The organism is Campylobacter sp. LR291e, assembly GCF_008633915.1.
Classification (GTDB): Bacteria; Campylobacterota; Campylobacteria; order Campylobacterales; family Campylobacteraceae; genus Campylobacter_D.
This window is the reverse complement of sequence record NZ_VJNV01000015.1, coordinates 21519-39976: the sequence shown is the minus strand read 5'-3', so window position 1 is coordinate 39976 and position 18458 is coordinate 21519. Positions and strand designations below refer to the sequence as shown.

Genomic DNA, 18458 nt, shown 5'->3' with positions numbered 1-18458 from the left:
ATTTTTTACAAATTTAGCAGGGTGCTAGGTACAACAATTCATTATCCCCAAAAATCCCCACATTATCAACGCGAAAATTTCCAGCATTATGACTTAAATCTTTCATCATTATGCCATGGGCTTTTAAAAAATCACTTATTTTAAGCCCATTAAATTGCATAATCTTTTCATAAGCCTTATAAACGTTTTTACTTCTTGAATCTCTCTTGGATTGCCTAAAATTCTTTTATTGTTTATTACGGCTGTGATTTGTTCTAAATTTAAGCTATTGTTTTCTATTGCTAAACTAGCCCTAATGGTTCGTATGCGATTTTTACGAAGTATTTTTGGAATGGTAGTAAATTTATTATTTAAATCAATCTTTGTTAATAGCTCACAAAGTAGGATTGTTAAATTTAATATCTTTGACGTTATTGTAAAGGATGGCTCGTAATTCATTTTATTCTTTTTTTTATTTTTTTATAATTATAACACAAAACAACACCTTATAAAATCAAAGGGGAAAAGACATTATAAGGTGATTAGAAATTCTTAGATTGCAACGCACTCTAAAAAGAGCGCGTTAGCAATAGATTGAAGGCACCAAGCCTAATCTAGTAATACAAGACTACCAAGATAGGCTTGTAAAGCTAGATTTAAGCAAGGGTTTTTACGCCCTTGCTTTAAAAGTTAAAAACTTTTATTTAAGTTGCAATAAAGTTTGAAGCATTTCATCACTTGTGGTTATGGTCTTTGAGTTAGCTTGATAACCTCTTTGCACAACTATTAAGTTTGTTAAAGCTGTACTTAAGTCTGTGTTTGACATTTCCAAAGAAGCAGTTGCCATAGTACCTCTACCTCCAGTACCAGCCACACCAACTACTATAGAACCACTATTTGCAGTTACCTTATAAAGATTACCCCCTATTTCTTCAAGCCCTGAGTTATTTGCCACTGTTGCAACTGCTATAGTAGCTACTGCAAAGGTTAAGCCGTTTGTAAACTCGGCTAAAATATTACCATCTGAGTCAACTCTTATTTGATCAGCCAAAATAGAACCAGAAGCATAACCATCGGTTGATTGACTAGTTAAAGTTGAAGTTGAACTAGAACTTACAACCCCATCATTTGTACCACTTGTACCAAAGCTTAGTCTTATGGTTTGATTAGATGCAGCCCCGTTATTTGGTGAGAAATTTAAGGTCCTTGGTGTATAAGATGCCATTGTACCATCGTTATTAAACCTTGCAGTTCCTACCACTACATTTGAAGGGCCATCTCCTGAGGTGTTAATTACTGCAGGTTCTTCAACGCTTATTATCATTAGCCATTCATTACCACCATCTGTTGTAGTAGCTTGTTTTACCCATTGTACTTCTATGGTATGTAAGGCCCCTAATGAGTCATAAATTTCAAGTCCTACTGAAAAGGCTGAAAGTTTAAATTGTTCGCTTTCTCTTACTTGAGAACCGGTCGTAAGTATACCTTCCCAAGCTTGAAACATAGTAGTAAAGGCAGAATTTGTACTGATTGTCCCTGCTTGGTCGCTATATTCGGTTATACTTAGGGTTAAATCTTGTGCAGTAACAGCTGTAGTGTTAAACACATTAGCACCAGCATTCCAAATATTAACATTTGCATCTCCTTCGGATACTGATATAGCATAGTAACCATCTGAATTTACTATAACGGTTACATTTTCATTAATATCACTTGTATCAAAGCTGCCACTTCCATCATAATCAACCCCATATCTTGCATCCCTTTGTATTAACTCCCTTAAATCCTCAGTGGTATGAAAGGTCCTTACAGCAGTTGTAAGTAAAGAACCATTAGTAGTGGCTTCTACATAATTATTAGTTGCAGTACCAAGCACACCTACGTCTGCTACATTTAAACCAGCACCACCATCAGGATTATACATATCATCTAGGGTTACTGAATTTGAACTATATACATAATAATGAGCTGTTATAACTTCTACATTATTTACTGCATTTACTGCTGCATCAATCCAAGAAGAAACACCAGCACCACCTACATTATAATTGCCATAAGTACCAGTAGCAGCATCATAATTAGCAATACTCCATAACTCACCAGCCGTATTACCATTATTTACCGTAAGATTAATATTTTTCATATTATCAGTAGTACCATCGGCATTATCATTTACAAAGTCTATACCCGTGCCAGCCGCATTTATAACAGCAGTTACACCTGTACCATCTCTAGTATCGGTTGGAGAGGTATAGGTATTGATATAAGCAATGGCTTCTTCTATACTACTTATAGTTGAGTTTTGAATTCTAACCCCGTTTATTGTGATATCTAGGGTTACATTTTGTGTACTATCACCCCAGAATATTACATCATTTTGATCAACTCCAGCACTAGAGTTAAAATAGGTTAAACCAGCTGTAGAATGCGTAGAATAAGTAGCATCTGCATAGCTTATCCAAATACCTTGACCATTTCTTAAATTTAAACCTGTTCCACTTGCATTAAATAAAACAGCTGCATCAACACCCTTTTCAGTAACTTCCATAGAATTACTTGAAGTTGTGTAAAACTGAGTAGTACCTGTATCATTTTCATTTGCTTCGGTAGCTGTTCTAGTATTATAACCGTGCACTGAATCAAGAGCATATAAAGAAGTACTTGCTGTGCCTATGCTTAGACCACTATTTAAATTTGCCTTAACTGAAACTGTGGTCGATGCAACTGCTGAGATATGAAGACCTGGGTCTATAAAAATGTTAGTAGCTGAACGACTTGTATCTATGGTTTGAGTATTCCAGTCTATATTCCAACCTTGTACCACATAACCTGAATTATTAACAAAATTTCCATAAGCATCAAGTTGAAAATCACCCGAACGAGTAAGATAATCAGTCACGCCACCATCATCACTTACGATAAAGAAACCATCGCCATTAAGTGCAACGTCGGTGTTTTTATCCGTAGTTTCAATAGAACCTTGTGAGTGAATTCTAGTAGTAGAAGTAATCGTGGTACCAAGACCTATTTGCATAGCGTTTTGTCCACCTAGGGTTCCTGTTGGGGAAGTGGCGATTTTAACGGTTTGAGAAAAAATCGTACTAAAGTCTGCACGAGAGTATTTAAAACCTGTTGTGTTAACGTTGGCTATGTTGTTACCCTCAACGTCCATCGCGGTTTGATGCGCTTTTAGCCCGGATACACCAGACCATAATGATCTCATCATAGTAAATCCTTTAAAATGTATTGCTTCAAATTGCTTAGAAAAAGTTAAGCAATAAATGTGCCAAGTTTTAAAATTTTGTTTGTAATTTTGGTATCTAAAGTACAATACGCACATAACGAGGATTGATATATTAAAAGAAAAGTCTGGTATCTTAAAATTTTGATTGGTGTATTTGTAGCTACTTTTATAGATTGCAGGTTGGATTACTACAAATTATAAAATAGAAGGAGATTCGGACTTGCTAATTGCATCTTATTTTATATGTAGCATTGATATAGTAAGTTTATATAATCAATAAAAAATAAACAGACCATTAAAAGAATATAGAAAAGGAGTAAAAATGCAAATTAATTATAAAAAATACTTAAATATGAGTGAAATACAGCTTTTAAACTCACTTTTGAGTATAGATGAAAAGGTGGAAAAATTAAAAATTTCAACTCAAGAAAAGTTAAAAGATTTTAATAAATTAAGAAAATTTCTAAGAACGCAGTTAAAAATCATATTGATAAGCCAAAATATGAGTTTATACCTTATGAAGAAACTAAAACAGCGATAAAATTTAGAAAAAAATTTAATAAAATGAGCGATGAAGAAAAGGCAAAACTTGAAGCAGATGTAAAAATTAATAAATAGAAAGTACGATGAGTTTTAAAATAATATTTGATAGTCAAATAGATAAATTTTTACAAAAATTGTTTAAAAAACAACCAAAAGAATATACAAAAATAGATATTTTCATTAAAACAAAACTAACCACTAGCGACAATCCTTGTACCTTACCAAATGCAAAGCACTTATAGGGCTTGTAAATTTAACTTTTTCTAACATTACATTTTATATTTTAATGTTAATTATCTAAACACACATTAAATTTCAATTTTTTTCAAATTTAACTTGACTTATACTAACTCTAATCCTTTATAATTTTAAAAATCTTTCAAAAAAGGAATCAAATGCAAAACAGAAGAACCTTTTTAAAAACTGCAAGTTTAGTTGCTGGAGTTCTAGCTTTTACAAATTTATTTTCAAAGGAAAATACAATGGAATTAACTCAAAAATGGGATAAAACCTTTAAGCTAAGCGATAAGGTAAAACATAGCAAGGTAAGCTTTAAAAATCGCTATGGAATCACCTTAGTAGCTGATATGTATGAACCAAAAAACGCTAAGGGTAAACTTAGTGCCATTGCGATAAGTGGTCCCTTTGGGGCAGTTAAAGAACAATCAAGCGGCTTTTATGCTCACAATCTAGCACAAAGAGGCTTTTTAACAATAGCCTTTGACCCATCATTTACAGGAGAAAGTGGTGGAAGTCCAAGATATGTCGCCTCGCCTGATATAAATACAGAAGATTTTAGTGCAGCAGTTGATTTTCTAAGCACAAATGAAAAGGTTGACCCTGAAAAAATAGCCATTATAGGAATTTGTGGCTGGGGTGGATTTAGTATAAATGCTATACAAAATGACCCAAGAATCAAGGTAGCAGTTGCGTCTACAATGTATGATATGTCAAGGGTAAATGCGAAAGGCTATTTTGATAAAGAAGATAGCAAGGAAGCTAGAATGGCTAAGAAAAAGGCATTAAACGAACAAAGGATTAAGGATTTTAAAAACAATAATTATGCCTTAGCCGGGGGCGTACCTGATAAATTGCCAGGTGACGCACCACAATTTTTCAAGGATTATCACGCGTATTATAAAACAAAAAGAGGGTACCATGAAAGGTCCTTAAATTCAAATGGAGGTTGGAATGTTACTTCTACCTTATCCTTTTTAAATGCACCTATTTTAAATTACCTTAATGAGATTGATAACGCTGTTTTATTGATACATGGTGAAAAGGCACATTCTAGGTATTTTAGCGAGGATGTTTATAAAAAGTTAAAGGGCTCAAATAAAAAGCTAATCATAGTCAAAGGGGCAAATCATACAGACTTATATGATAATGAAAAATTCATACAATTTGACACAATAGCTGAATTTATCAATAAAAATTTAGGATAAAACATGCAAAATAGACGCGAATTTTTAAAATTTTCTAGCCTTGTGGCCTTTATGGCTATGAGTGCAAATTTATTTGCAAAGGATATAAAAATGCAAAAAAGGAAGTTGCGAAATTTAGAAGTTTCTCAATTTGGGCTTGGTTGTATGGGTTTAACTTATGCTTATGGAGATTATAAAAAGCTAGATGAAAATGAGATGATAAAACTTGTTCATAGGGCTATTGATTTAGGCATTAACTTTTTTGATACAGCAGAAGTTTATGGACCTCATACAAATGAAATATTGCTTGGCAAGGCCTTTAAGGGAAAAAGAGACAAAGTAGTAATCGCTACTAAATTTGGCATTTATGAAAATGGGCTTGATAGTTCAAAAGAAAGGATTATTAAAAGTGTTGAGGGTTCTTTGAAAAGATTGCAAACTGATTATATAGACCTTTATTATCAACACAGAGTTGATAAAAATACCCCTATTGAAGAGGTAGCACAAACCATAGCAGGACTTATAAAAGAAGGAAAAATTCGAAATTTTGGACTAAGCGAAGCAGGTGTTAATACCATAAAAAAGGCAAATTCAATTGTACCTGTAACGGCCTTGCAAAGTGAGTATTCTATGTGGTGGAGAGAACCAGAAGATGAAATTTTACCACTTTTAAAAGAGCTTAATATAGGCTTTGTGCCATTTTCTCCACTAGGTAGGGGCTTTTTAACAGGGGTCATAAATAATAAAACCACCTTTAACAAAGATGACTCAAGGGCTAATAATCCACGCTTTGCAAAAGAAGCCATTGAGGCAAATCAAGCCTTGATTGATTATATTAAAGAACTTGCAAATTCTAAAAATGCCACTCCAGCACAAATTGCACTTGCTTGGGTAAGCAATCAAGCAAATTTTGTAGTACCTATTTTTGGAACCACTAAGATTAATAGGCTTGAAGAAAATATTAACGCCGTTAATATAAATTTAAGCGTGCAAGACTTACAAAACATAAATGAAAGGCTTGAAAAGATTAAAATAGTAGGCAATAGATATAATGAAAATACGCAAAAATGGATAGATAGATAAGCTAATATTTTAAAAAATATTTTTGAATTTTTTGTATATTTTTAGTCTTACTTAGGGCTAGGATAAGTAAAATTCTAGCCTTTTGAGGATTTAAATCAAGAGCTGAGATAAAGCCTAGTTTAATATCTTCTTTGCTTAAAATTACGCTACCAAAAGCAACCCTAGTACTAACAACTATGATTAAGCCCTTTTTTATTAATTCTTTTAACACATTTTTTAAATTCTTATGTATACTTCCAGCCCCACTTCCTGCAATAACTAAGCCTTTGGTACCATTTTCAAAAAGAGCTTTTGCGCTTATAGCGTTTCCATCATTTGAGTAAGAATAAAGTATATCAACCTTTGGCAAAGTAGTGATTTTATCTATATCAAAGGGTGCTTTTTTATTTTTTTCATAAAAAAATATATCATTATCCACTATATAGCCAAGTTCATTTGGCGAAGAAAAGGCGTTTAAATTTAGAGTGTGAGTTTTACTAAGCACTCTAGGGCTAAAAATTTTATCATTTATGCTTATTAAAACCCCTTTTGATTTTGTAGCTAAAATAATGGCATTATAAAGATTTTTGGGCCCATCGCTACTTAGTGAAAAAAAGGGTCTCATGGAGGCTGTAAAAATAACTGGCTTATTGCTTTTTACGCTTAATTGTATAAAATACGCACTTTCTTCTAAGGTATCACTTCCATGCGTTACAACTATGCCATCGATATCTTTTTCAAAAAGTTCGTTAATCTTTTTTGCTAATTTTATTTGAATTTCATCATCCATATCGCAACTATCGATATTTGAAATTTGATAAGTAGAAATTTTAGCATTAATCTTAGGCAAGGATTTTATTAAGCTATCAATGCTTAAAACCCCTGCCTTATAATTTAAACTTAGGTTATCTTTACTTAAACCAGCAATTGTCCCACCCGTTGCTAAAATGGCAATCCTTGGTTCTTGCATAGATTAAGCCTTGGTGCTAAATTCTAAATTCTTAGGCAAATTTTCTATATAAATACTTCTACTTGGGAAAGCAAAGCTAAGTCCATTTTTAGCAACTATACGCATAAACTCAAGCATTAATTTATGTCTAGTTTCCCTAAAATCCTTAGCTGTTACGCCCTTGGTATAAAAATAAAGTTCTATATTTATACTACTATCTCCAAAATCACTTAATGCAACATAACAAGCATTTTTATAACCTTCTAGATCATTAATAGAAACTAAATTTTGTCTATATTTTGCCCAGCTACCGGCTTTTAAGGCATTATCTTCTGGGTGAGATACCAACTCGCTAGTATTTAAAAGCTCTCTTAAATCATTCACGCAAGCATCAAGCTTTTCAGGGGTAGCATCGTATCCCACGCCTATATACATTTTTATATGTCTTCCTATACGACGTTTAGACCAATTTTTAATATTTGCTGCCATTACTGCTGAATTTGGCAAAAATACTAAGGAGTTATCAAAGGTCCTAATAGTAGTTTTTCTAAGTCCTGTTTCAACGACATTACCCTCAATACCAGCAATCTCTACCCAATCGCCTTGATTAAAACTATCATCAAATAAAAGGAGTATAGACGCAAAGAAATTTGCGATAATATCTTTTGCAGCAAGGGCAACTGCTAAACCACCTATTCCAAGTGAAGCGATAATGGCTGAGATATTAAAACCAAGCCTTGAAAGTATGAAAAGTATGGCTATTATGAAGATTATAAAATAAACTATTTTTATAACTAGGTTAATTACTTCTTTTTTGCCACTTTTTTGAGCTATTTTTGAGATTATTACCATGCCATAACCATCGATAATCTTAAAGGCTAAAAGGGCAAAGAATATTGCATAGATTATATATAAAAGATTAGTGATTGCTAAAAATACGGGTTGAGGATAAAAAATTATCGTTAAACACAAGCTAATGGCATAAACTAAAAGCAAGTATCCAACAGGCTTTTTAATACTATCTATAAAAAGTTCTTTAACGCTACTTCCATCCTTGTTTCGATAAAATAATTTAATCAAAACAATATATAAAATATTTGCTAAAAATTTTCTAAGTGAAATAAAAAACAAAATCACAATTACGCAAAGTAAGACCTTGCCTACATTTATATATTCAATATCAAAAATTTCATTTATATAATTTATCCAATCTTGAAACTTAAAGGTACTAAAAATATAATTACTTTCAAGCAAATTTGCATTATCTTTTAAGTGCATTAAAATTTCATTATAGGCCTCGACAGCATTTGCAATCATGGCTTCTTTTCTTTCTACCCTTAAAAGCTCACTTTCATTTGTAATCTTTGCCTTATTTTCACCAAGATTATTAACAGAATCTTTTTGCAAAGCGTTTAGAGATTCATCGATTACAGCTATCATTGAAGAACTACTTGCAGTTTCTTTAAACAATTTTTCAAGCTTAAATAAGGCTGAGAAAAAATCTTGTATAACTTGCATATACATTAAATCCAAGCTAGTATCCACGAAAACAAAGTGATTTTTTGTACTTCTTTCTTTAAGGCTTTCTAAATTTTGTCTAACCTCTAAGAATTTATTTACATCATCGCTATTTATCTTTTGTTGCGTTATAACGCCTGGAATTGTGGCTAAAATTTTAGCCTTTTCCCTACTAATCTCGGAATTTAAGGATTTAAAAGAACTAGAATTTATATCCTGAGTTTCTTTAGCCTTTTTTAATTTTTGATTTAATTTTACAAAGTCTTGTACTAGTAAATATATCTTTTTACCACTATCATCGCTACTTGCATTTTGTTCTTGTACTTCAAATTCTTGTGCTTCAAACTCGTTTATATTATCACCTTGCAAAAATACAACAAAGCATAAAGCAAATATTAAGATAATTTTTTTCATTTTACATTCCTATTTTGAATTAAGGTAAAAATCTGCCTTTTATAATCATACTCATAAATTTCGCCCGTTTCTATTATGTAGTACCAAGCGTGAATTTCGATTTTCTTATCTTCTAATGCCTTTAAAACTCCTGGATAAGTTAAGATATTTTGCAAAGAATTTACTAAATTTAGCTTTTCAGTAAGCCAAGAACGCATCGCAATATCATCCTTTGCAAAAGATAAAACATCATGTTTTATGGGTTCAAGCATGGTTAGCCACTTTTTAACATTTGGTAATTCCTTTAACTCCTCATCACTTGAATACAAGGCATTACAACCACCACAATTACTATGACCACAAACTACGATATTTTCAATATGCAAAGAATTTAAGGCATATTCTATAGCAGAGGTCGTAGCTAAATAATCATCCCCAACGCGATAAGGAGGGACTATATTTGCGATATTTCTTATCACAAAAAGTTCACCAGGTCCTGTATTTGTGATTAAATTTGGAATCACTCTTGAATCAGAACAGCCTATGAAAAGCGTGTGAGGATTTTGCCTATTTTTAAGACTTTCAAATAATTGTTCGTGCTCCTTAAAATCCTCTTGCATAAATTTAATAGCACCGCTGATAAGATTTTGCATTTTTAACCTTGAAAAAATTTTTTTGCATTATAGCAAAAATGTTTAATTTGTAAAATTTTTGTATGAATTTGCATTTATTAAAAAAATTGTGTTAAATTTACAAAAATCAAACAAGGAGATATAATGAATCTTTATGATAGAGACTATTCAAGAGAACTTTCAAGTGCAAAATCAGGTGCACTTGCTAATTTTATAAAACAAACCTATCAGCTTTTTGCTGCCTCTTTACTTGCTGCTACTGCTGGTGCTTATATAGGCGTTTTTAGCCTAGCACAATACTTCGTGCAATCTCAAGTAATGTTTTGGGTACTATTTGCTGTGGAACTTGGACTTTTATTTGGCTTAATGTATAAAAAAAGAGAGGCCCCTTTAAATTTAATCTTGCTTTTTGGCTTTACCTTTTGTTCAGGGCTTACACTAACTCCTCTTTTAATGTCTGTTTTAATGTTAGCAGAAGGTGGAGTTATAATAGCACAAGCCTTTGCCTTAACAACGGTAGCCTTTGCTGGACTTAGCCTTTTTGCAATGAATACAAAAAAAGATTTTAGCGTTATAGGCAAGGCACTTTTTATAGTGTTAATCGTAGTTGTGGCTGCATCTTTGATAAATATTTTTGTACAAAGTAGCGTTTTTAGCTTAGCAATTTCGGCAATCGCAGCAATTTTATTTTCATTTTACATTCTTTATGATACACAAAATATCATTCGTGGAAATTATGAAACACCTGTTGAGGGTGCGGTTGCTTTATACTTAGACTTTGTAAATCTTTTTGTGTCACTTTTAAATATTCTAAGAAGTGTAAATCGCTAGTTATAAAGAATTTGAAAGATATCTTTCAAATTCTTTTAAATTTTAAATCTTTATAAACTTAAATCAGCTACAATTTTACTCAAAATCTACATTAGGAAGCTAAAATGATTACCCTTTTAATTGTCTTACAATTTGTTATTGTTGTGATAATTTGTATCGCTGTTTTATTACAAAAAAGTTCAAGTATAGGTCTTGGGGCATATAGTGGAAGTAATGAGTCTTTATTTGGAGCAAAAGGACCGGCTGGTTTTTTAGCTAAATTTACCTTTATTATGGGTTTAGTATTAATCGCAAATACCATAGGTCTTGGTTATCTTTATAATAAAGCAAGTAAAAATTCCTTAGCTGAAAAAATTCAAATAGAAACAAATTCAAGTATTCCGGTAGTGCCATCAGCCCCACTTTCTATACCTGAACTTCCAAGTTCAAATTTAGCCCCACTAGCACCTAATATCGAAACAAATTCTACAAAGGAATAAAAATGGTTAATGAAATTTATAAAAAGCAAAAAGAACATAACGAAAAAGCACTTGAAGCCCTTAAAAAAGATTTTACTACACTTAGAACTGGCAAGGTAAATATACATATACTAGATCATATCATGGTTGATTATTATGGTAATGCTACCCCTTTAAATCAAGTAGCTACCATTTTAGCAAGTGATGCCTCAACTATTAGCATAAGTCCTTGGGAAAAACCTATGTTAAAAACAATAGAAAGCACCATAGCAGCTGCAAATATCGGCGTTAATCCAAATAACGATGGAGAAAGCGTTAAACTTTTCTTTCCTCCTATGACAAGAGAACAAAGAGAAGAAAATGTAAAACACGCAAAGGCTATGGGTGAAAAGGCTAAAATTTCAGTTAGAAATACTAGAAAAGATGCAAATGATAATGTTAAAAAACTTGAAAAAGATAAGGTTATAAGCGAGGACGAGGCAAAAAAGGCTTATGATGAAATTCAAAAATTTACTGATTCTTATGTGGCTAAAATCGATGAAAGCGTGAAAAATAAAGAAAGTGAGCTTTTAAAGGTATAAAAAATGGCAAATTTAGAAAAGATTTATAAAAAATTTGGGGCATATTTACAAGGGCATTTTTTATTAAGTTCAGGAAAACATTCTAAATTTTACCTACAAAGTGCAAAAATACTTGAAAATCCTTATCTAGCAGGAAAACTTTGTGAGAGATTATTTAAGATTATCGCAAAAAATAAGATTAAATTTGATAGCATTTGTTCACCTGCACTTGGAGGAATTTTAGCAGGTTATGAGTTAGCTAGGGTTTCTTCAAAACGTTTTATTTTCACTGAAAGAGTAGATGGGGTTATGACTTTAAGACGTGGTTTTAGTGTTAAAGAAAATGAAAAATTTATCATTTGTGAAGATATCATTACAACAGGTGGTTCAGCCCTTGAAAGCACAAAGATAATTGAGAATTTAGGTGGAAAGGTAGTAGCCTTTGCAGCCTTAGCAAATCGTGGTTTTTGTGCAGTTTCTAACCTAAAAACTCAAAGAAAAGAAGAGGCAAAATTGCCTAGTAATATACCACTTTTTACCTTGGGAAATTTTGATTTTGAAATTTATGAAGCTAGTGATTGTCCACTTTGTAAGGAAGGTACAAAGGCGATAAAACCGGGTAGTAGAGGCAATTAAAATTGATAGTAAGGGCAAGTCGCGTTGAAAGAATGAAGGCCTTTTTAATAGACCTATTCTTACTTTATGTTCCACTTTTATATATAAGTTATTTTATTTTAGGTTCTGCTGCTGAGTTTAGAAAATCTCAACTTAGCATTTTTATTTGCGTACTTGGCTTTGGTTTTTTGCAAGGCTTATTTTTTTTAAAATCAGCACAAAGTCCGGGTTTAAAAGCTTATGGACTTTACTTAATTGATTTAAAAACAGGAAAAAAGCTTAAAATTCTTAAAATTATACTAAGATATTTTGCTTTTATCATAAGTTGTGCCATTTTATTTGGTATTATTATTAGTTTATTTAGAAAAGATGGCTTAACTGCCTATGATTTGATATCTCAAAGCTGTATTGTTAAAAAGGAGAAAGATTATGAAGAGAAAAAAAATTTACAATCCTAGTTCAAGTGAAAATTTAGGAGAAAGACGCGTATTTAACGGCAATCCACATGGAATCTTAAATTTCACAAAGGCAAAATACACTTGGGCTTTAAAACTTTGGGACTTAATGGAGGCAAATACTTGGTTTCCAAGAGAGGTTGATACTACAAAGGATGCCCTTGATTATCGTTGTAATTTAACTGCTGCTGAAAAAAGAATGTATGATTTGGTATGGAGCCAACTTATTTCAATGGATAGCTTTCAAACAAATAATTTAGCTGATAATATCAATCCTTACATAACCGCCCCAGAAATTAACGCCGTTTTAGCAAGACAGGCCTATGAAGAGGCAAATCATTCAAAATCTTATGCTGTAATGGTTGAGGCCATTTGTGATGATACTGATTTAATCTATGAAATGGAAAAATACGATGAAACATTAAGGGAAAAAAATGACTTTATTTCAGGCATTTATCAAAGCCTGGCAGGGGACGTGGATGATAATAAATTATTACTTGCTATGGTTGCAAATCAAATTTTAGAAGGTATTTATTTTTATAGTGGTTTTACTGCCATTTATGCACTAGCAAGGGCTGGTAAAATGCTAGGTTCTGCTCAAATGATTCGCTTTATTCAAAGAGATGAAATCACTCATTTATTATTATTTCAAAATATGATAAATTCGGTTCGTGCCGAAAGAAGTGATTTATTTAATTTAGAAAATGAAAGAAAAATTTATGAAATGTTTACTAAGGCTGGTGAGCTTGAGATTAAATGGGGACAATATATCACCCAAAATCAAATCATGGGCTTTACAGATGATATTATAGAAGAATATATTCATTATTTAGTAGACCAAAGATTAGTTGCTATTGGTTATGAAAGATTATACAATTCTAAACACCCTATAAAATGGGTTGATGATTTTTCTAAATTTAATGACCAAAAAAGTAACTTTTTTGAAAGCAAGGTTACAAATTATTCAAAAGGCAGTATAAGCTTTGAAGACTTTTAATCTAGCCTTACTTTGCGATTTTTACGAACTTACAATGGCACAAGGCTATTTTAATAGTGGAAAAAAGGACCAAATTTCATATTTTGATATCTTTTTTAGAAGGGTGCCTGATGATGGTGGCTTTGCTATTTTTGCAGGGCTTGAAAGTGTTTTAGACTTTGTTGAAAATTTTCATTTTAATAATGATGATATAGCTTATTTAAAATCTTTAAATTATTTTAATGATGCCTTTTTAAATTTTTTGAAAAATTTTAAATTTAATGGTAGTATTTATGCTATGAATGAAGGTGAAATAATCTTTGCAAATGAACCTATTCTTTGCATTAAAGCTACTAGCATACAAGCCCAACTTTTAGAAACTTTTTTACTTTTAAGCTTAAATCACCAAAGCTTAATAGCTACAAAAACTAATCGTATAGTTCGCAGTGCTAAAAATCGCCCTGTGCTTGAATTTGGAGCTAGAAGGGCACATGGAAAAGAAGCGGCCATTAATGGGGCAAGGGCAGCAATAATTGGAGGTTGCATGGCAAGTTCTTGTACCCTTGCAGCAAAGTATTATAATATAACCCCTAGTGGTACAATGGCTCATTCTTGGGTGCAAATGTTTGATAATGAATATGAGGCCTTTTGTGAATATTTAAAACTTTATCCTAATAACCCTACCCTTTTAATAGATACTTATAATTATAAAAGTGGCCTTGAAAATGCCATTAAGGTCTTTAAAAAATTTAATATCTTAAATGGGGCAATTAGAATTGATTCAGGTGATTTAGAAAGGCTTAGTAAAAGGATTAGAAAAAAGCTTGATAAGGCAAATTTAAAATCTTGTAAGATAATAGTTTCAAATTCCTTAGATGAATATATGATTGAAAATTTACTTGATAAAAATGCTCCTATTGATGCCTTTGGAGTGGGTGAAAGATTAATAACTGCATCAAGTGAGCCTATATTTGGCTTTGTTTATAAATTAGTAGCAAATGAGATTAATAATAAGATAATACCTAAAATAAAACTAAGCGAAGATAAGCAAAAAACTATAATCCCACATTTTAAACGCGTTCTTCGTTTTTATGATAAAAAAAGTAAAAAATTTCTTTATGATAAAATCTTTGTTTATGATGAAAAAATTGATTTTAATCAACCTTACAAGGAACTTTTAAAACTTGTCTTTGATAATGGAAAAAGGCTTGTTAAAAGCCCAAATTTAAAGGATATTAGCCTATATACAAAAAAACAACTTTCCCATTTAGATAATGAACTTTTAAGCTTAAAACCAAATGTAAAATATAAGGTAAAATTATCAAAAAAATTAACAAGTACTATTAAAAATTTTAAACATTCCCTTTAAACATCAAGGTGCTTAACATCCTTTGCGTGTGCTTGTATATATTCTCTTCTAGGTTCTACCTCATCGCCCATAAAAAGATTAAAGGTATCGTTTGCACTTTGGGCATCTTCTATAGTGATTTTTAAAAGTCTTCTAATGGTTGGGTCCATTGTAGTTTCCCAAAGCTGTTCAGGGTTCATCTCACCTAAACCCTTATATCTTTGTATATAAGCTCCTTTTTTAGCATTCTTTTCAACCTCATCTAAAATTTCAAAGATATCTTTATCAAATTTTAAATCCCTTTCTTTAATCTTAGAAAAGATATGACCAGCCTCTGTATAAAAAGGATGAGTAAATAAATCATCATTTATAAGCAATTCTTCTAAGCCATTTTCAGTTTGTACAAAGATACGCAAAGAATCATTATTCATATAATAATTTAAAATATTATAATCTTGCTTTTCTAAAAATTCCTTAATAACATTAAATAAATTTTGATTTGAAAGACTTATTAAATCAGGATTTTCTATTAAATGTCTAATTACACAAATTACATTAAAACGTTTTTGAAGTTCTTTTAAGGCAGTTCTATAATTGATCACAAGTTTAAGAAAATCTTTTAAATCATTCAGCCCTATTCCTTCATAACCACCACTTTCTATACCTGTTTCTATTAAATAATCATTTAAAGCCTTTTCATCCTTTAAATAAATTTCTTTTTTTTGTCCTTTTTTATAGCGATAAAGAGGAGGTTGTGCTAGATAAATATGCCCATTTGCTACAAGTTCATTCATAAAGCGAAAGAAAAAGGTTAAAAGCAAAGTTTGTATATGACTTCCATCCACATCAGCATCTGTCATAATTATAATTTTATTATACCTTAAACGACTTATATCAAAATCATCACCTATGCCACAACCAAAGGCTGTAATCATATTCTGAATTTGTTCAGATTTTAAAATTTTATCAAGTCTTGCCTTTTCAACATTTAAAATTTTACCTCTTAAAGGCAGTATTGCTTGGTAAGCCCTTTCTCTTCCTTGTTTTGCAGAACCACCCGCACTATCACCTTCTACAAGATAAATTTCACTTTCACTTGGGTCCTTACTTTGACAATCTGCTAATTTTCCAGGTAAAGTTCCTACACTTAAACTTTCTTTTTTGCGAGTTAATTCCCTTGCTTTTTTAGCAGCTTCTCTACCCTTAGCAGCCATTAAGGCCTTATTCATAATAGCCCTAGCTTCGTTTGGATTTTCTTCAAAATATTTAGTTAAATATTCAAAACTTGCCTTATTAACTATAGGTCTAACATAAGAAGAACCTAATTTTCCTTTTGTTTGTCCTTCAAATTGAGGTTCAGGTACCTTTACGCTTACAATAGCAATTAAACCTTCTCTAACATCCTCGCCTGTAATCTTATAATCTTTTTCTCTAGTAGCTGCATTTGCCTCTATATAATTACTAATTACGCGAGTTAAACCCATTCTAAAACCAGCCTCGTGAGTTCCTCCATCAGGGGTTTTTATATTATTTACAAAAGAAAATAAATTTTCTGTATAAGTACTATTATATAAAAGTGCTACTTCTACATTAACATCTTCTTCATTGACATTAAAAAATATAGGTTTAGTTAGGGCCTCATTTTTATTAAGGTCGCTAACAAATTGTGAAATTCCTCCATTAAAATGAAAATTTTCTGCTTTATTTGTGCGATTATCTTTAAAATTTATAGTGATTTTTGGATTTAAATATGCAAGTTCTTTAAATCTTTTTATTAAAATTTCATCGTTAAATTCAGTTATTTCAAAGATAGTATTATCAGGGAAAAATTCGATTATAGTACCAGTTTTTTGACTATTTCCTATAATTTCAAGTTCACTTATAGTCTTTCCTTCTGAAAAACTTTGTTTGTAAATTTTGCCATCTCTATGAACAGTTGCTATAAGTTTTTTTGAAAGTGCATTTACTACAGAAACACCAACTCCATGAAGTCCACCTGAAACCTTATAAGTATCTTTATCAAATTTACCACCTGCATGAAGAACGGTTAAAACAACAGTTAAAGTAGGGATATTTTCAGTAGGATGAATTCCAACAGGAATTCCACGACCATTATCACTTACAATACAACTTCCTTCATTTGTAAGTTCTATGTTTATATTAGTACAATATCCAGCCATGGCCTCGTCAATTGAATTATCAACTACTTCATAAATCATATGATGTAAACCATTAATATTTGTATCACCTATATACATTCCTGGACGTTTTCTAACTGCTTCTAAGCCTTTTAATACCTTTATATTGTTTTCGCCATAATTTTGCATTTTTTTCCTTAATTATAAAATAATAGGTAGTATGATTACATTTAAATTTTCAGCATTTATAATAAATGATAAATTTGGTTCTTTAATACTTAATTTAAAAGAACTTTCTTCTATAGAATACAAAAAGTCTAAAAAGAATTTAATTTTTATAGTAAGAGAAAATTCTTCATTTATATCAAGTTCTTTTTCAATTTCAGTTTTTGCTTCTATATTATTAGTACTAATGCCTTCAAAGATAATTTTATTTTTAGTAAATTGAAGTTTTAATTTATCTGTGATTACACTAATTTTTTTTAAAGAATCTATAAAGTCTTCTGTTTGAAATAAAAATTCTTGTTTAAAATTGTTAGGAATGATAGCTTCGTAATTTGCAAATTTATCATTTATCAATTTAGTATAAAATTCAAAATTATCACTTTTTGCAATAAGTATATTTTCATCATAAAAAATTTCAATATTTTCATAAAATAATTTTTGCATTTCATATATAGCTTTTTTAGGAATACATATAGAAAACTCATTATCATTTTGTTTATCTAAGGTATAAATTGCTAGACGTTTAGTATCGCTTCCTACAAAGTCTATTTTATCGTGTTTTATATTTAAGTAAGCTCCATTAAATGAGTATTTTGCATTATTTGTATCAATACAAGGTAAAATCTTTTTTAAAGATTTACTTAAATCAGAAGAATCTATATTGAATTTATTTTTATTTTCAATGTTAGGAAATTCAGGAAAATCTACATAATTAAACATAGGTAATTTATATTTAGTATTTTTTTGTTTAATAAATAAAGAATTATCAATGGTTTCAAGTGTTATTTCTTCATTATTTAAATTTTTAATGATATCAGCTAAACTTTTCCCATTTGTAGTAGCAAAACCTGGATTATCAATATGAATTTTTTTAATATGATAGGTAAGTCCTATTTCATAATCACTAGCCTTTATGATGAGTTTATCATCTTGTGCTTGAAAAAGCAAGTGTGAAGTTATAATACTTGCATCTTTTTTATCTACATAAGAATTGCATAGGGTGATTGCAGCTTCTAGGGTATTTTTGTTAATGCTAAGTTTCATTTTCTCTCCTTATTTTTAAATTTTAAATTCATCATAATAATAAGTTTGTTGAAATTGTGAAAAA

19 protein-coding genes are annotated in these 18458 nt (G+C 30.8%); 11 read left to right on the top strand and 8 right to left on the bottom strand.

Annotated elements, in window-relative coordinates; all coding sequences use genetic code 11:
- Window positions 1-13 precede the first annotated feature (13 nt).
- From FMM58_RS08620 to flgE, 3 genes are all read right to left on the bottom strand, one after another.
- Window positions 14-160: a hypothetical protein gene (locus FMM58_RS08620; protein ID WP_190317927.1), complete on the bottom strand. Its 147-nt coding sequence runs from the start codon at window positions 158-160 to the stop codon at window positions 14-16.
- Entirely contained in the window at window positions 136-438 is a 303-nt protein-coding gene (locus FMM58_RS02535; protein WP_150180367.1) for a hypothetical protein, read from the bottom strand. Before FMM58_RS02535 ends, FMM58_RS08620 begins: the two co-directional genes overlap by 25 nt.
- A 241-nt stretch (window positions 439-679) precedes the next feature.
- On the bottom strand, window positions 680-3205 hold the full coding sequence (gene flgE / locus FMM58_RS02530; RefSeq protein ID WP_150180366.1) for a flagellar hook protein FlgE: 2526 nt from the start codon (window positions 3203-3205) through the stop codon (window positions 680-682).
- Between the two features lie 340 nt (window positions 3206-3545).
- Between flgE and FMM58_RS02525 the strand changes: the two genes are divergently transcribed.
- The 4 genes from FMM58_RS02525 (at window position 3546) to FMM58_RS02515 (ending at window position 6273) form a co-directional block, all read left to right on the top strand.
- Window positions 3546-3764: a hypothetical protein gene (locus FMM58_RS02525; RefSeq protein WP_150180365.1), complete on the top strand. Its 219-nt coding sequence runs from the start codon at window positions 3546-3548 to the stop codon at window positions 3762-3764.
- An 85-nt stretch (window positions 3765-3849) separates the two neighbouring features.
- Window positions 3850-4008, top strand: coding sequence for a hypothetical protein (locus FMM58_RS08615; protein ID WP_190317926.1), 159 nt, complete (start codon window positions 3850-3852; stop codon window positions 4006-4008).
- 240 nt (window positions 4009-4248) lie between these two features.
- The gene (locus FMM58_RS02520; protein ID WP_150140288.1) at window positions 4249-5211 is read left to right on the top strand and encodes an alpha/beta hydrolase; all 963 of its coding nucleotides are present in this window, start codon (window positions 4249-4251) and stop codon (window positions 5209-5211) included.
- A gap of 90 nt (window positions 5212-5301) precedes the next feature.
- Complete coding sequence (locus FMM58_RS02515; RefSeq protein ID WP_150180388.1) at window positions 5302-6273, top strand: aldo/keto reductase; 972 nt, start codon at window positions 5302-5304, stop codon at window positions 6271-6273.
- Window position 6274: 1 nt separating this feature from the next.
- On the opposite strand, the gene FMM58_RS02510 is transcribed toward FMM58_RS02515, so the two are convergent.
- From FMM58_RS02510 to FMM58_RS02500, 3 genes are read right to left on the bottom strand one after another with little or no spacing between them, the layout of a single operon-like run.
- Complete coding sequence (locus FMM58_RS02510) at window positions 6275-7222, bottom strand: asparaginase (protein WP_150140114.1); 948 nt, start codon at window positions 7220-7222, stop codon at window positions 6275-6277.
- 3 nt (window positions 7223-7225) lie between these two features.
- Window positions 7226-9133: a mechanosensitive ion channel domain-containing protein gene (locus FMM58_RS02505; RefSeq protein WP_150140113.1), complete on the bottom strand. Its 1908-nt coding sequence runs from the start codon at window positions 9131-9133 to the stop codon at window positions 7226-7228.
- Window positions 9130-9765 carry a carbonic anhydrase gene (locus FMM58_RS02500; protein ID WP_150140112.1) on the bottom strand — a complete coding sequence of 212 codons (636 nt, stop codon included), beginning with the start codon at window positions 9763-9765 and terminating at the stop codon, window positions 9130-9132. Before FMM58_RS02500 ends, FMM58_RS02505 begins: the two co-directional genes overlap by 4 nt.
- Before the next feature lie 123 nt (window positions 9766-9888).
- On the opposite strand from FMM58_RS02500, the gene FMM58_RS02495 reads away from it, so the two are divergent.
- The 7 genes from FMM58_RS02495 to FMM58_RS02465 all read left to right on the top strand — a co-directional run bounded on the left by FMM58_RS02495 (window position 9889) and on the right by FMM58_RS02465 (window position 15008).
- Complete coding sequence (locus FMM58_RS02495; RefSeq protein WP_150140111.1) at window positions 9889-10575, top strand: Bax inhibitor-1/YccA family protein; 687 nt, start codon at window positions 9889-9891, stop codon at window positions 10573-10575.
- Between the two features lie 104 nt (window positions 10576-10679).
- Window positions 10680-11054, top strand: a complete 375-nt coding sequence (secG, locus tag FMM58_RS02490; RefSeq protein WP_150140110.1) for a preprotein translocase subunit SecG — start codon at window positions 10680-10682, stop codon at window positions 11052-11054.
- A 2-nt stretch (window positions 11055-11056) separates the two neighbouring features.
- Window positions 11057-11614 carry a ribosome recycling factor gene (gene frr / locus FMM58_RS02485; protein ID WP_150151529.1) on the top strand — a complete coding sequence of 186 codons (558 nt, stop codon included), beginning with the start codon at window positions 11057-11059 and terminating at the stop codon, window positions 11612-11614.
- A 3-nt stretch (window positions 11615-11617) separates the two neighbouring features.
- Window positions 11618-12229 carry an orotate phosphoribosyltransferase gene (gene pyrE / locus FMM58_RS02480; protein WP_150151526.1) on the top strand — a complete coding sequence of 204 codons (612 nt, stop codon included), beginning with the start codon at window positions 11618-11620 and terminating at the stop codon, window positions 12227-12229.
- Window positions 12230-12231: 2 nt separating this feature from the next.
- On the top strand, window positions 12232-12666 hold the full coding sequence (locus FMM58_RS02475; RefSeq protein WP_223810180.1) for an RDD family protein: 435 nt from the start codon (window positions 12232-12234) through the stop codon (window positions 12664-12666).
- Window positions 12638-13660 carry a ribonucleotide-diphosphate reductase subunit beta gene (locus tag FMM58_RS02470; protein ID WP_150140107.1) on the top strand — a complete coding sequence of 341 codons (1023 nt, stop codon included), beginning with the start codon at window positions 12638-12640 and terminating at the stop codon, window positions 13658-13660. Before FMM58_RS02475 ends, FMM58_RS02470 begins: the two co-directional genes overlap by 29 nt.
- Window positions 13647-15008, top strand: coding sequence for a nicotinate phosphoribosyltransferase (locus tag FMM58_RS02465; protein ID WP_223810438.1), 1362 nt, complete (start codon window positions 13647-13649; stop codon window positions 15006-15008). The genes FMM58_RS02470 and FMM58_RS02465 overlap by 14 nt, the downstream gene beginning before the upstream one ends.
- On the opposite strand, the gene gyrB is transcribed toward FMM58_RS02465, so the two are convergent.
- Both gyrB and dnaN read right to left on the bottom strand, forming a co-directional pair.
- The gene (gyrB, locus tag FMM58_RS02460) at window positions 15005-17314 is read right to left on the bottom strand and encodes a DNA topoisomerase (ATP-hydrolyzing) subunit B (protein ID WP_150140106.1); all 2310 of its coding nucleotides are present in this window, start codon (window positions 17312-17314) and stop codon (window positions 15005-15007) included. The genes FMM58_RS02465 and gyrB overlap by 4 nt on opposite strands.
- 12 nt (window positions 17315-17326) lie before the next feature.
- Window positions 17327-18394: a DNA polymerase III subunit beta gene (gene dnaN / locus FMM58_RS02455; RefSeq protein ID WP_150140105.1), complete on the bottom strand. Its 1068-nt coding sequence runs from the start codon at window positions 18392-18394 to the stop codon at window positions 17327-17329.
- Window positions 18395-18458 lie beyond the last annotated feature (64 nt).